The sequence below is a fragment of the Paenibacillus sp. NPDC056933 genome (genome assembly GCF_042674385.1).
Lineage (GTDB): Bacteria > Bacillota > Bacilli > Paenibacillales > Paenibacillaceae > Paenibacillus.
The window spans coordinates 863,784-879,743 of the sequence record NZ_JBHUQN010000003.1; the positions used below are offsets into that span (position 1 = coordinate 863,784).

Genomic DNA, 15,960 nt, shown 5'->3' on the forward strand with positions numbered 1-15,960 from the left:
CCGTGGCACCATTCACGATGATGGATATCAAATTGCTGTGCGGGGTCACGGCATTCAAACGGGGAGAAGCGTATAACCAATCTGGCAGGGTGACCAATCTGGTCGCCAGTCAGGACGAACGTCATTACGAAGCAGTGGTTCGAGGTACAGAACGATACAAAGTAACGGTTAATCTGGATGATGAAGGTGAGGTTGTTGCCGGATGTAGTTGTCCGGGCGATGGGAGATATTATGACTATTGCAAACATGTGGCTGCCGTATTGCTGGCGATTCATGAATGGGGAGAACAGCGTGACACAGGCTCTCAAACATCCTCGAAGCTGGTGTCTAAACCTCTTCGCGGCTCCACTTCCAGAGTAGGAACGCTGGTGGAGGAGAATGAGTGGGAGCGCCCAAACTCCATTTCAAATACCGACTCAGTAATGAATGTGGTGTCTCATTCAACTTCATCTGCTCAGGTCTTTGCAGCGGAGTCATTGCCTTCCGATTCCAAGCTTGATGACCATTTGGACATGGATCGTCCATCCGTACATTTCGCACAAGCAGGTCGTCCAAGCTCGGCCCCTGGATGGGGAAGATCAGCAGATAAACCTTCCTACCGAACAGCAGATCAGATTCTTTCCATGTTTGCCAAAGAACGCAGCCCTCTGCATGCAAATGATCGTAAATACACTGCGCCTGTAACCCGGTCTTCATTGCGGGAGGAGCTGCAGCTTCAGTTTATATGCAAGCTAGTGCAGGTTCACAAAGGCGGAGCCAAACTCGCGCTTGAACTAAAGGTAGGCCATAAACGCCTGTATGTAGTACAGAAAGTAAAGCAGTTTCTGAGTTGTATTGAGAAGGGCGAGCCAATGACGTTTACAAAGCTGTTTTTCTACGACCCTTCGATGCATTATTTTAGCCCCCAGGATCAGGCGATCCTTTCTATGCTTATTCGGATGAGACAGAGTGAGGAAGCGTACCGCGAGTCGATTTCGGGTTACTTGGGAGCTTCGGACGGAAGAGATATATTGATTGCTCCTTTGGTCTGGAAACCTTTGCTGGATTTGCTGCTTCAGGCAGATAGCCGGGTGGAGGGAACGGGATTAGCCAATGGACCACTTACCTTGGGTGAGGGCGCACTTCCTTTGTTTTACCGTATTGCACAGGGCGTTAATGAAGGATATCAGCTGGAAATCTCCGGACTGCGTGAGCTGATTCTTCTTCCGGCTTACGACGCTGCCGTGGTGGAAGGACAATTGCACATGTTGGAACCGACGCAGATGCGAAGTCTGGAAGATCTGAGCAGGGCGCTCACTTCATATGGAATTAAGGAAAGTATCGATATTTCTGCCCAACAGGTGGATGAATTCGTACAGCATGTGGTGCCGGAGCTGCGCACGCTTGGACATCTGTCTATTGATTCCCAGGTGCGCGAACAGATTGCAGAGCCTGAACTTGCACCGAAGTTATACATTGACTTTTACCGTGAACGAATTACAGCGCGTTTAGAATTTGATTATAGTGTTATGGTGATTAATCCACTTGCCGAATACTTGATCGATGAGGAAGAGAAAAAGGTGATTTTGGTGCGTGACCGCCATGCCGAGCGGGATCTGATTGACCGGTTAGATCATTCCTTCCTGGAGCGGGATGGCAGTGTATGGGCGAGTGAACGAGAAGATGCGATATATGATGTGATGTATCATTTGCTGCCTGAGCTTGAGAAACAAGTGGATATCTATATTCCGAATGCCGTGAAGGCCATGGTGCAATCCTATCCGACACCTCTTAAAGTCCGGGCAGACCTGGGTAAAGGGTTGGACTGGCTGGAGATCTCATTCGAGATGGAAGGTGTAGACGAGCTGGAGCTTCAGGAAATGATGCGCAGCATTGTGGAAAAGAAACCGTATTTCCGTTTGCGCAGCGGTGTCTTTCTCTCTCTTGAAAATGAAGGGGCAGACAGCTTTGCGCACATGGCGGATTCGCTTGGGCTTGCAGCGGGCGATATCAAGAGCAGTCATATTCGGCTGCCGGCGGTTCGAGCGCTGCAGCTTCCTGGCCGGGACGAGGTTTCGGGACATGTGAAATGGGGAGGTTCCCTGAAACGTTTCCTGGATGATCTTCGTGACCCCGAACGAATGGATTTTGCACTGCCGGATGCACTGGCTCCTGTGTTGCGTGATTATCAGGTCAGCGGGTATCAGTGGCTGCGTACACTTGCATTTTACCGATTTGGCGGCATTCTGGCCGATGATATGGGGCTTGGCAAAACGCTGCAAAGTATCGCTTATATTGCAGCTGAACTGAAAGAAAAGCCGATTTTAAACGGAGATTATGACGGCGTAGATGTTTATGGGAAGAACGGATTACGGGCAGAGGGACTTTCGGGTGCTGCTTATTCTGGAATTGATCCTGTATCCGGGCTGCCATTGAATGAGGCGTCTTTGGAAGGGGTTGGGAGTCTCTTTACTGCCTCAGATACATTACAGGATGGATTATCGATCCAAAGCCAGGCTGCTCATCCTCCAGTACTCGTCGTTGCACCCGCTTCATTAACGTACAACTGGGCCAATGAATTTGCCCGATTTGCTCCGCATTTGCGGGTTCTGATTGCGGCGGGGCAAAAAGACGAACGAGCCAGTATGCTAGAAGGCATGGATGACGCAGATGTTATTGTGACTTCATACCCGCTATTGCGCCGCGATCTGGACACATATCTCGGAAGAACGTTTCATACGCTTATTTTGGATGAAGCCCAGGCGATTAAGAACTCTTCTTCCCAGACGGCTCAGGCCGTTAAACAGATTCAGGCACCACGTCGCTTCGCTCTTACAGGAACACCTGTGGAGAACTCATTGGATGAGCTGTGGTCGATCTTTGAAGCGGTTTTCCCAGGACTGTTCCCAAGCTATCGCAGATTCCGTGATTTGCCTCCTGAGCGCATCGCGCGAATGGTCCGTCCGTTTATTCTCCGTCGTCTGAAGAAAGATGTGCTGGAAGAACTGCCGGATCGTATTGAAACCGTGCAGCGCTCTGAACTAACGGTTGAGCAGAAGAAACTGTACGCCGCCTACCTGTCCCAGCTTCAGGATGAGACATCCAAGGACATGGAAGAGAACGGTTTTCAGAAGAATCGGATCAAAATTCTGGCCGGCATTACACGCCTGCGCCAGTTATGCTGTCATCCCGCCCTCTTTGTGGAGGGTTATCAGGGAGATTCCGGGAAGATGGAGCAGCTAATGGAGACGGTCCAGGATTGTCTGGCTGCGGGTAAACGCATCCTCATCTTCTCCCAGTTTGCAACCATGCTGAATCTGATTCGACAGACGTTGGCAGCGCAGGGGAGGGATTTGTTCTATCTGGATGGTCAGACACCTGCACAGAGTCGGGTGGAAATGTGCCGCAGATTCAACGAGGGTGAAGCTGAACTGTTCCTGATCTCCTTGAAGGCTGGTGGTACCGGATTGAATTTAACAGGTGCAGATACGGTTATTTTATACGATTTGTGGTGGAATCCCGCCGTGGAAGAACAAGCCATCGGACGCGCCCATCGCATGGGGCAGAAACAGGTGGTACAGGTTATCCGTCTCGTTACGGAAGGTACCATTGAGGAGAAGATTCTGGAGTTACAACAGCGCAAAAAAGATCTGATTGCCGAAGTCATTGAACCGGGGGATGGGGGATCGACCACCTTATCCGAGCAGGATATTCGGGAATTGTTGATGGTATAATGAAGTCTAGCCAAATTAGTATACGATTCATCTAATATATAATTATTTCTCCACCAGAAGGGGCGGATCTAGCGTGCGTATTCGCAAAGCAATTATTCCAGCGGCCGGGCTCGGTACCCGGTTTCTGCCTGCCACGAAGGCGATGCCCAAGGAAATGCTGCCGATCGTTGATAAGCCGACGATTCAGTACATTATTGAAGAAGCTGTGGCTTCAGGCATTGAGGATATCATTATCGTCACAGGTAAAGGTAAACGGGCCATCGAGGATCATTTTGACTATTCATTCGAGTTGGAGCAGAACCTGGCTGGTAAACAGAAGTGGGACTTGCTGAATGAGGTCCGCAAACCTTCCGAGATGGCTGATATTCATTATATCCGTCAAAAAGAACCCAAGGGCCTAGGGCATGCGATCTGGTGTGCACGCAAGTTTATTGGGGATGAGCCTTTCGCTGTTCTGCTTGGGGACGATATCGTAGAGGCAGAAACGCCTTGCCTGCAGCAGATGATCGAAGTGTTCGACGAATACCAATCCCCAATCGTGGGTGTGCAGCCGGTAGATTGGAAGGAGGTATCCCGCTACGGGATTGTGGACGGTGAGCAGATTCTAAAAACCGATGAACGAGTATTCCGATCGAAGCGTTTGGTTGAAAAGCCAAAGCCTGAAGATGCTCCTTCGAATCTGGCCATTATGGGGCGATATATTCTTACCCCGGACATATTTGAGATCCTTGGCCAACAATCGGCAGGTGTCGGCGGAGAAATCCAGTTGACCGATGCCCTCTCTCGCCTGAATGAACAGAGAAGGATATTGGCGTACCACTTTGACGGCCTTCGTCATGATGTGGGAGAGAAACTGGGCTTTATTGAGACAACGATTCATTATGCGCTTCAGCATGATGATCTACGGGAGGATTTGTTGAACTATTTAAAGAAAGTTGTTTCATCGAATTAATTGCAAAGTATAGGAATTAATTGCAAAGTATAGGAATTAGGTTTCAAAGCAAAAAAAAGGTCTGCCTTTGGTGAAGGCAAACCTTTTTGCTGTGTATAAAAATTGTGAGGAAAAACTACTAACTATACAACATATTAAAAATTTAATTCTGAGATCTTTGTAATTTCATCTGCCTCGGTCGGTGCAATAGCAATCAGTTTATCATATACAGCTTGATCCTGTTGTCCTTCCTTCGCCAGCACAGCAAGATACCACCTTGCAATTTCACGGTTGGTTGCATCGGTTAGATCCTCTATTATTCCACCTTTCAGGATCGCAACAGATCCAGCCGAGTCGTTTAACATATATTTCATCTTGCCTGCATCCAGAATCATTGTAGGAGTGAGATCGAATGGTTGTCCTTGAAGCTGCCCTTCAGGAAGAGTCTTTAAGTGCTCGATTCCCTCTACAACGCGCTGGTAAGCATCCAAACCCGAAGCGAAGTAGGATTCCTTCTTGGCTGTATCTCCTTGTCCAATGGCCTGATATCCCAGATTGAATGAACGGTTGATCAACTGTTCATACCAGTCCATATCATAGACGTAATTGGCAGCATATTCTTTTTGAAGTGCATAGGCCTGGTCAAACTCACCCTTCAAATCGTATAGACTTATGAGTTGCTTCACCATGCTCTTATTGAATGGCTCTGCTTCAAGACCATGCTGGAGCAACTGTGCAGAGGCCGTATAGAACTGATCATCTTTCGTTTGCTCATAGCCCTGTTGATACAGGGAAGCCAGCATCAGCAATGAGTCTGAATGTGTGCTGCGAATCGAAAGATCTTTCTCCAGTGGAGCTTTGATCATCTGAAAGTCCTGGCTAGTCTGAGCTACCTCTTTTGCCTCGTAGGCATAATGATTCGCTTGCAGGAAACGGACAGATATAATGAGCAGGACGATTACAGCTACTCCAGCAATTGCGCTGTAGATTCCGCGTGCAGTGGAGTCACTCATCTTCAATCGACGCACGGGCTTGGAATCCATGGCAGCAGCCATACCTCCGAGTCCAAGGAATACCAAGATTCCGATAAAGACATAACTCATATTGAAGTCGAGAAGACTCAGTACCAGAATGGACATCGACAGAATGAAGTACACGAAATGTGCTTCGCGTTCTTCCTCACTTCGTTTTAAGTAAGCACGCACATATTGATAGAATACAACGAGAATAAATGTCATAAATACGACAAAGCCTATGATCCCTACTTCAACCAGGTATTGCATGAAGAAGTTGTGTGCTTGGGCACTGACATAAGGATTGTTCTGATATTTTTCATACAAGGTGGTCCATGCTCCACCACCCGCACCAATGATCGGGTAGTCTGCAAATAGTTTCGTAGCATCTTTATAAAATGTAATCCGCTCCAACACACTGTGCTGTTGGAAATTGATATTTTCAAGCCGGGTACTAATGCTGTCTGGCAAAATGTTTCGTACACTGGTACCAAGCAGAAGCACGGCAACAATAACGGTGAGAATGACGGAGCCTAGTGGAATCCATAAACTGGACCCTTTCCGATCTGACCAGGATTGAAGTCTGCCCTCGAGGCGAGGTGCAACCCAACGCTGGATAACCCAACATAACAACGCCACAACTATGGATGCAACAATTAGATAAATCCAACCCTTGGCTGCGAGTGAGCCAGAGTATTGCTTTTGTAATTCCAGTCCAGCTGCATTTATCGGATTTAAAACGATAAGTGTACCGATTCCGGCTACTCCACAATAGATAAACCACAAAATTTGCTTTGCAGGTTTCAACAGCAGCAAAAGAATAATAAACACAACCGGAAGCATGACAAGCCCCGTCCGGGAAAGTGTCAGCAGTAGGGACAGAATGATCGGCACAAGCATGAAACCATGTAGAAGCTGCATGTACACTTTTTTGGAACGGATCATACTGAAAATGGTAATAAACAAAAATGCCATCAGGAAAGCGGCGTATGTATTGGGATACTGAAACACCGATGCAAGCCGTGGACCGTTTGAATCGTTCCAGATGGCTTGGTTATAGACTCCATTCACAACGCCGGCCGAGAACCACCCGACAAGCTTGCCTGCGAAACTGAAGGCCCCCAGCCAGTTTAACAAACCAAATCCGACAATAACATATGCAATTCCTATTAAGGAAGATTGTATGATATGATTGATTTTGTTGTTTTGGAGCAGGTACATAGCCATTACAAAGATCATTGCATAAATGCACTGGATGAGAATCATGTTGACTGCCAAATATTCAGATGCTGCACTGATGAGTGACAGGACATAGGTAAGTGGCAGCAATATCACCGCGATCTTAAGCCAATCTTGCTGAGTTTCTAACTTAATCTGCTTGAAGTAGAGAGCAACCCACATAGTGAATAGGAGGGTTGTAATTGCAATCGCCCAATAAATGGGTCCTTCAAATTGAAGCGTTTGTCCGTTGAATAACGCAACTTGGAAAGAGGACCAGAGTAAAAATAAGATAAGCCCTATGGTAAGTGTCCATAATAGTGGCGAGGTCGAGTTGGTAGTTGCTTTGCTCGACGTTTTCTTTTGTTTCCCGTATACTGGATTCGACAAGATATGATTCTCCTTTACTTGTAGGTACGACAATATTTTAGCATAACATAATGGGATAGGCCAAAGTAGAAAAGCTATAGATTAATAAATATATGAAAAAAAGATAGAGTACTCTAATGTTAAGGAGCTTTTTAATGTCTTTGTTTAAACGAATAGTTTTATTATTTGTTGCAGTTATCGCTTTTGTTGGTTCATTTCATTTAATTGATAATTACCAAAAAGATTCGGCAAGGGTTTCTTTAAGTTTTGAAGTAAATGCTCCCAACGAAGACGACTATCAAGTATTCTTTCTAACAGTTGCAGAGGGTGGTGAATGGAACGAGGCTCAGTCCAGACATTTAATTTATGATAAACCTGGTCAATGGAAAAAAATGAGTTATGAACTTCCGAATAACACTTTAAAAGTTCGAATTGATCTCGGGACGCAAAAAGCCGAAATATCTATTCGCAATGTGGAAGCTAAAGCCATATCTACCCAACCTATACAGGTGGAAAAATTGAATGTTAATACCAATGAAGTCAAGATTGAGAAAAAGCAAAATGAAAGTTTGCTCATCGAATCTATAGGGAGTGACCCGTATATCGCATTTAATTTCACTCCTATAGTTCCTACTATCTTTGATGGATACAGTATGTTTCATATAGTTGGAAATCTATTAGTCAGTTTATTAATAGCCGTGTTGACGACTTGTATAGTGCGACACATGAAAAAGAGTTTAGAATTGATTAAGCCCATATATCAAAGTAGAAATTTAGCGCTCAATCTAGCAAAAAATGATTTTAAAACAAAATTTGCATCTTCTTATCTTGGTGTAGTATGGGGATTCATTACTCCATTATTGACAATAGTAACCTACTGGTTTGTTTTTCAAGTGGGCCTAAGAAGTGGTGACGTAGCGGATGTACCTTTTATACTTTGGTTTATAGCTGGAATTATTCCATGGTTCTTTTTTTCGGAAGCTTTTTCTGGTGCGACTAATGCATTTATCGAGTACAGTTATCTAGTCAAGAAGGTAGTTTTTCGTATTGAGTTGTTACCTTTCGTAAAAATAGGTTCTGCACTTTTTGTTCATTTATTTTTTATTCTATTTATTTTTATTGTCTATGGTGTTTATGGATATTATCCAACAGTATATACAGTTCAAATACTTTACTATTTAATATGTATGATCTTTTTAATCTTTTCAATGTCATTACTGACTGCTTCGCTTGTTTTATTCTTTAAGGATTTAAATCAAATTATTGGAATTGTCTTACAAATGGGTTTTTGGTTCACGCCTATTGGGTGGCCTGTTACTATGTTGAATGAATTCTGGGCGTTTATTTTCAAACTCAATCCAATGTTTTATATTGTTCAGGGGTTCAGAGATTCTTTGATAGACCATGTAATATTCTATGAGAGACCATATGAAATGCTTTATTTTTGGTTCTTCTGTTTTAGTGTTTTGACACTAGGAGTTCTCACATTTAAAAAATTAAAATCACACTTTTCTGATGTGCTCTAGGGGTGGAATGATGGAGCCTATAATTAAAATTCAGCAAGTAGTTAAAACGTATAAACTCTATGATAAACCGGCAGATCGACTGAAAGAAGCTTTATCTATCACTAAAAAAAAGTATCATCGTGAATTCTCTGCCTTGAATGGAATTAACTTTTCGGTTAAAAAAGGTGATGCACTTGGCATTTTGGGGAAAAATGGATCGGGTAAATCGACCTTGTTGAAGATGATTACAGGTGTGCTATCACCAACGAGCGGAAATATTCAAGTTAATGGGAAAATTGCAGCAATACTTGAGCTTGGCGCTGGTTTTAACCCCGAATATACAGGTAGAGAAAATATTTATCTGAATGGACTTATGATGGGATATTCGAGGGAGGAAATGGAACCCAGAATAGCAGCGATTATTGAGTTTGCTGATATTGGTACTTTTATCGATCAACCGGTCAAGGTATATTCAAGTGGTATGTTCGCGAGACTTGCTTTTGCCGTATCCATTAATGTGGATCCAGATATACTGATTGTAGATGAGGCGTTGGCTGTAGGAGACATCCGATTTCAAACAAAATGTATCGATAAAATGAAGGAACTGAAATCAAAAGGGACAACTATTCTTTTTGTATCGCATGCAGTGGAGCAAGTGAAGAGGTTTTGTAATAAAGCAGTTTGGATTAAGAATGGGGTAGTTGAAGCTATTGGTGATGCAAGTGAAGTCGTCGATGAGTATGAAGACTTCATGAAAAACTATATAGAAGACCATGTTGAAAAGCGAAATGTAACTTTAGATATTCAAGAGAATCAGGCGGTAGAGGAGCTTGTTTTGCCTGAGAATCCTGATATTTTGGCCTATATAACAGAGGCTCATATAAATAAGGAGAATTTTAGAACACATGAAAGGCTCGAAGTCGAGGTTGACTATGATGTATACGAGCCTGAAATTCCCGATTTACTCCTAGGTGTGGCTATTTACACTCCAAATCGGGACTATATTTTTGGTCCAAATACATTCCTTGAGAAGGTTTCAATTCCTACAAAGAGAGGGAAACATCGAGTGAAATATGTTATTCCAACAATTCCATTGCTTGGGGGAACTTATTGCATAGATATAGGGCTTTTTAATAATGAGGGGCTGGTGTGTCTTCATTATCAGGAAAATAAGTTGGCCTTTAAAATTACAAATAAGTATTTTTCAGAAGGTTTGGTATATATCAATCATGAATGGGACGTGGTTAAATGATTGATTTCTTATTCGATCAATATCAACGCTATAAAAATGTCGCGGATGTAATTAATAGCATGAGAGATGACGGTGAACATTTTGAGATACTTGAGGTGGGCGCCAACGAACATCGGAATTTAGAAAAATTTCTATCTCAGGATACTATTAAATATTTGGACATTGAACTACCAGAAGAATTGCAAATGCATCCCGACTACATTCTTGGAGACGCCACAAAAATGGAGTTCCCCGATGATCATTTTGATATTGTTGTAGCGTTGGATGTCTTCGAACATATTCCTCCAGATAAGCGGGATGACTTTATTAGTGAGCTAGATCGAGTAAGTAAAGAGTTTTTTGTTATTACAGCTCCTTTTGCTTCTCCCCTCGTGAGCGAAGCTGAACGCAGGGCGAATGCTGTGTATAAATCTCTGTTTCGTGAAGATTTTAGATGGTTGGCTGAGCACTTTGAAAATGGACTTCCTAGTCAAAACGAGTTGAACACATTTTTGTTAAAACTGGGACTGAACTACCGAATAATTAGTCATGGAAGTCTGCCAATTTGGGAAAGTATGATGGAAGTTCACTTTATGGCTGCCTATTCGCCTGAGCTGTATGGCTATCGTGCAGCGATAGATCGTTTTTACAATTCGCAAGTTTTCGAAGTGGATTATACGGAAAATTCCTATCGAAAGATATATATAGCTAGCAGAAATCGCAGAATGTCCGAACTTATTGAAAAAAGAAGTCAGCTCATTAAGGCACCGGAACGGTTCGAAGAATTAGAAAGGCTCAAGGGTACATTCTCTTCCCTGGCTTCAGTACTTGTCAAGAATAAAACAGTTGGAGGATCGGAGCCGGATAAGATTCAAGTGTTTGTGGATAGCGGGAGTGGATTTAATGAAGAGGAAAGCTTTAAAGTTGGATTGTATGAAAATCAATCTGTCAACAAGTTCCTATGGAATTATAACCGGAGTGAGCCTATTACTGCACTGCGGATTGATCCATCCGATTATAAAGGCATCTTTAAAATAGAAAATTTGACAATTCGTGATCTTCAGGGGGAATTGGTTGAGGCATTATTTGAGAGCGGGAATTACTTATACGCCTTTGATGGGAATTATGGATTTTCAAATGATGATCCTTTTCTCATTTTAAGCTTTCCAGACCCGATTTCAATATTTTCAATCAGCTTCGATGTTATTTCACTTACAAAAGACGAGCGTAGATTACTTTTGGAAATCGAAAAGACATTTTTAGAAGCGAATAGGCTTCAGGAAAACAAAGAGCAAATATTAGAAGAGTCCGATCATCGTAAGGCTGAGATTCATAGGCTGAATGAAGAACTGCATCAACTTGCATTAGATAAGGAAAAGATGAATCAGCTACATCAGCAGCAAACTTATCAGTTAGAGCAGTCAAAATTGGAAGTAGAGCAACTGAAAATTGAAACCGAGCAGGAGCTAAAAGCGCGAAACGTTGAATCTGAAACTTTAAAAGGGGAATTGAGTAGGGCTCACCAAGAGCTACAAAACATATATAGCGCGAAATACTGGAAGGTTATTACAGTAATTAAAAAGATAATTGGAAGATGATGTTTGGGGGGCTTGTTTTGGGTATCAAAAGCATATTGAGAAATCGAGTTGGACCTGCATTTGCGGGCTTGTTTGGAATTAAGACAAAAGTTACATTAAATCCTATTTCACAGTTAGAAGACAAGGATGGAAGATGGATATCAACTGGAAATGACCCAGCTTTTTTGGTGAAGGGGAAGTACTTTCCAGGATGGAACAAGATGAAATGGGAATCTGAAGCGGAATCCTTTATCCCACTTAAGATGTATTGGGATCAGGGGAATGGGTTTTCTGAGTCTGAAAGTCTCACTTTTTCTTCTATCCCGAAAGGTTTTGCGAAACGTGAGGTCATGCTATTTATTCCACCAGGCACCAAGAATTTGAGAATTGACCCAGGTGAAGATGAAGTAGAGTTTATACTAACAAATGTACAAATGAAAAAAACGACGCGATTTGCAATGGTGAGTCAATTTTTCCTGAAAGTGATCAATCAAAAGGGAGTAACAAATCCAGCAACCAGAGAATTGCTCAAAAAGGCTTTTCAGATCATGCGTACAAGAGGTTTGAAGGCAACTTGGTCCAAGTTTAAAGCCTATGCCGGAAATCAAAACATTGAGTCAACTAATAGTTACGAAAATTGGATTGCTAATCAGGAACTGACATCTAAGGATCTCGAGAGGATACTTGATGAGATCGATAACTTGGCATACCAACCTCTTATCTCAATTATTCTTCCTGTCTATAATGTCGAAGAAAAGTGGTTACGTCTCTGTATTGATTCTGTATTAAAACAACTTTATTCAAATTGGGAACTTTGTATTTCAGATGATGCTTCTACTAAACCGCATATTAAGAAAGTTTTGAATGAATATGCACAAAAGGATAACCGGATCAAGGTGGTTTTCCGTAATAAAAACGGACATATCTCTGAATCATCAAATTCGGGACTTGAAGTAGCGACGGGTGTATATATTGGGCTATTGGATCACGACGATGAGCTGACCGTTGACGCTTTATATGAAAACGTCAAACTTCTTAATCAGCATCCTGAAGCTGATATTGTCTATAGTGATGAAGACAAGATTACTGAAGATGGTGTTAGACATTCTCCTTACTTTAAGCCTGACTGGTCTCCTGATCTTTTGCTTTCACAAATGTATACTTGCCATTTCAGTATATATCGTAAAGATTTGATTGATCAGGTGGGAGGTTTCAGAAAAGGATATGAAGGAAGTCAGGATTACGATCTTGTATTAAGGGTTAGTGAATTGACTGAACATATTTATCATATTCCCAAAATACTGTACCACTGGAGAACAATTGCTGGATCTACAGCATTTCAGGGTTCTTCCAAAAGCTATACTCATATCTCTGGTATGAAGGCCTTAGAAGATGCATTGAGTAGAAGAAAGGTTAACGGTTGGGTAGAAGGGGTTGAAGAGATCCCCAACTTGTATCAAGTTAATTATAAATTAGAAAAAGAACCATTTGTATCAATTGTAATTCCTAATAAAAATTTAGCTGATGTATTAGAAAAATGCCTATATTCTATTTTCAACAAGACGACCTATTCCAACTATGAAGTGATTGTGGTGGACAACGGAAGCGATACTTTAGATACATTTGAGGTCTACAAAAAATGGGTTGCGGCAGAACCAGACCGTTTCCGATACTTTGAATATGACGTTCCTTTTAATTATTCTCAAATCAATAACTTTGGTGTGAAACAAACGCGTGGAGAACTAATCCTTCTCCTAAATAATGATGTTGAAGTGATTACTCCTAACTGGCTGACTGAAATGGCAAGTCAGGCTTGGAGACCGGAAATTGGAGCAGTAGGTGCATGTCTTTACTATCCAGATAATACTATACAGCATGCTGGGGTCGTGCTAGGCATTGGTGGAGTAGCGGGTCATAGTCATAAACATTTTAGGGCATCCGAGAAGGGCTACTTTAGCCGGTTGAAGATGGTCAGCAACTATACCGCAGTCACAGCGGCCTGCTTGATGGTTAGAAAGGATATTTACCAAGAGGTGGGTGGATTGGAGGAAGACCTAAAAGTTGCATTTAATGACGTGGATTTTTGCTTGAAGATTTGGAAGGCAGGCTATCGTAATATTTGGCTACCACAAGTGCAATTGTATCATTACGAATCTAAAAGTAGGGGGTATGAAGATACTCCTGAAAAACAATTGAGATTCAAAAAAGAAGTTGATTTTATGAGAGAAAAATGGGGTGATATTCTAGACAATGACCCTCATTACAATCCAAATTTGAGCAGAGTGAAAGAGGACTTTTCTATTAGTAATAAAATATGAATCTAATTTAGGGGAAATTTAATTATGGATAGGAGAATTGCAGTTGGCTCTTTTTATACACTGGTTTAAAAAAAATAAGTTTATAGTTAGTCTACTTTTTTTGAGTTTCTTTTTATATTCAATATGGGCTATTATTGTGCCCTTCAATGCTGCGCCTGATGAATTTCAAAGGTATGATGTAGCGAATTTTATCTTCAGGTATCACGAACTGCCTATTCCAGGTGATGAACGATTGATATATGGTGACTATGGCTATACTTATGCTACAAATCCGTACCTGCCTTATATTTTTGGAGCAGGTTTAATGTTCTTATTTAATGATTTGTTTGATATTGGTAATTTATATTTAGTTCATCGCATTATTTCTATATTATCTGGTGTCATTTCTGTTTATTTGGTATACCGAATTTGCACAGAACTTAATTTAGAGAAAAAACTCGTATATTTTACATCTGCTATTTTTGCATTTATCCCGGGTTATTCTTTTATTAATGCTTATGTTAATCAAGATTCCTTTTCTATAGCAGTAAATTTATCAATTATCTATTTATGGGTATTAGGAAGAAAAAAAGGTTGGTCCTCAAAATACTATATTTTCATTGGTATTGGCCTATCTTTCTGTCTGCTTACATACTTAAATGGATATATTATAATACCCGTAACAGCGATTTTACTACTTGTTGATTTTTTTGTGATGTCCAAAAAAGGATTTATCAAGAAATTGTTTTTCCTTGTTATCCCTATCCTTGTTTTAAGTGGATGGTGGTTTGTGAGAAGTTATATACTATATAATGGAGATTTTATTGGTTTTAATTATAGTAAAGAGCTTTCTGAAAGACTTGCAATTCCGGAGCTTAAGCCATCAAATCGTCTGACTATGGAAAAGCAGGGGATTGGTATTTTTGAAATGTTATTTACTTACAACTGGTTAGGGATCACTTATAAAAGCTTCTGGGGGATATTCGGTTATATGGACAAACCCTACAGTGATAAAGTGTATACTGTAATCTCTGTAGTTCAAATAGCTGCTTTCATAGGCTTAATAAGTTTATTTGTGAATTCGATAAGAGGGAAATTGTTGAATTTTAAAGAGATAATGAAGTACTTGCACAATAAGGCTGTGTATATTGCAATATTATCATTAATACCACTTGCTTTTGGACTAAGTATCTACTATTCTTACTTTTCTGATTTTCAGGCTCAAGGGCGCTACGTATACCCAGCTCTATTTCCTATAGTACTATTTTCTTGTATTGGTTTTTCTAAATTTATTAGTCCTAAATTAAGCGGGATTACTTATTTGGTAGTTGGAACATTAATGTTAGGGTTAAACATATTTGCTCTAATGAAAATCATTGTGCCTAGTTATTATCAATTGTGATGGAGATAACAATGAAAAAGTATATTATTTTTATCGGGATGCTAATATTAATCATAACTTTTAGTTTGTCGCTTTTTTATACAGAAAGTAAACAATATCAAGATGTTTCACAAACTTCATCTGAAGTTCCAATAGGAGAGTTAGTTAAGAGCGATATTATTCGTCAAAGTTTTATTGTGCAACATAATAACTTTAACGAGGTACAAATCTATTTTGGAACATATCAAAGATTAAACAATTCGACTTTGAAACTTGAATTGTTTGACGAAGAAAAAAATGTTATTTATGAAGAATTATTTAACAGTATTGAGTTAGAGGACAATAAATTTCGAGATTTTGTCTTTGATCCTGTAAAAAACTCGGCAGGGAAAAAATTTATAGTAAGTATAACAGTTGAGGGTGGTGAAATAGGTAATTATATAACTTTGTGGAAGTCTTCCAGTGATTTGTACAAGGATGGCGAATTGTATTTGAATGGTAATCAACTTGATGGAGATATGGTTTTTAAGACTTTTTATACTTCCAGTATGCTAGACAAACTTAATGATCTTTTAAGACAGTTACCAGTATCAATAGTTATTTCATATATTGTTTTAGTTGGTGGAATACTAAGTTGCATCTTTTATTTTATCGTTGTTATATACGAGGTATATAAATATAGAAAGAATTAGCACAACTCCTTTAAATAATGTTTTTGGAAGATC

The 15,960-nt window shown here is 40.9% G+C and carries 9 protein-coding genes; 8 read left to right on the plus strand and 1 reads right to left on the minus strand.

Annotation, left to right across the window (positions count from 1 at the left end; translation table 11 throughout):
• The first annotated feature begins 2 nt into the window (after positions 1-2).
• Both ACFTRD_RS23920 and galU read left to right on the plus strand, forming a co-directional pair.
• Positions 3-3,713, plus strand: a complete 3,711-nt coding sequence (locus ACFTRD_RS23920) for a DEAD/DEAH box helicase (RefSeq protein ID WP_379384374.1) — start codon at positions 3-5, stop codon at positions 3,711-3,713.
• Positions 3,714-3,786: 73 nt separating this feature from the next.
• Entirely contained in the window at positions 3,787-4,665 is an 879-nt protein-coding gene (gene galU / locus ACFTRD_RS23925; RefSeq protein ID WP_192271156.1) for a UTP--glucose-1-phosphate uridylyltransferase GalU, read from the plus strand.
• A 134-nt stretch (positions 4,666-4,799) separates the two neighbouring features.
• Here the strand turns inward: galU and ACFTRD_RS23930 are convergent, their stop codons facing one another.
• Positions 4,800-7,265, minus strand: a complete 2,466-nt coding sequence (locus tag ACFTRD_RS23930; RefSeq protein WP_379384377.1) for an O-antigen ligase family protein — start codon at positions 7,263-7,265, stop codon at positions 4,800-4,802.
• A gap of 134 nt (positions 7,266-7,399) precedes the next feature.
• Here ACFTRD_RS23930 and ACFTRD_RS23935 point away from each other — a divergent pair, with 134 nt between their 5' ends.
• From ACFTRD_RS23935 to ACFTRD_RS23960, 6 genes are read left to right on the plus strand one after another with little or no spacing between them, the layout of a single operon-like run.
• Positions 7,400-8,770 carry an ABC transporter permease gene (locus tag ACFTRD_RS23935; protein WP_379384379.1) on the plus strand — a complete coding sequence of 457 codons (1,371 nt, stop codon included), beginning with the start codon at positions 7,400-7,402 and terminating at the stop codon, positions 8,768-8,770.
• A 10-nt stretch (positions 8,771-8,780) separates the two neighbouring features.
• Complete coding sequence (locus ACFTRD_RS23940; RefSeq protein ID WP_379384465.1) at positions 8,781-10,001, plus strand: ABC transporter ATP-binding protein; 1,221 nt, start codon at positions 8,781-8,783, stop codon at positions 9,999-10,001.
• Positions 9,998-11,578, plus strand: a complete 1,581-nt coding sequence (locus ACFTRD_RS23945) for a class I SAM-dependent methyltransferase (protein ID WP_379384381.1) — start codon at positions 9,998-10,000, stop codon at positions 11,576-11,578. Before ACFTRD_RS23940 ends, ACFTRD_RS23945 begins: the two co-directional genes overlap by 4 nt.
• Before the next feature lie 17 nt (positions 11,579-11,595).
• Entirely contained in the window at positions 11,596-13,875 is a 2,280-nt protein-coding gene (locus ACFTRD_RS23950) for a glycosyltransferase family 2 protein (RefSeq protein ID WP_379384383.1), read from the plus strand.
• A gap of 43 nt (positions 13,876-13,918) precedes the next feature.
• Positions 13,919-15,256, plus strand: coding sequence for a glycosyltransferase family 39 protein (locus ACFTRD_RS23955; protein WP_379384385.1), 1,338 nt, complete (start codon positions 13,919-13,921; stop codon positions 15,254-15,256).
• Between the two features lie 11 nt (positions 15,257-15,267).
• Positions 15,268-15,927, plus strand: a complete 660-nt coding sequence (locus ACFTRD_RS23960; RefSeq protein WP_379384387.1) for a hypothetical protein — start codon at positions 15,268-15,270, stop codon at positions 15,925-15,927.
• Positions 15,928-15,960 lie beyond the last annotated feature (33 nt).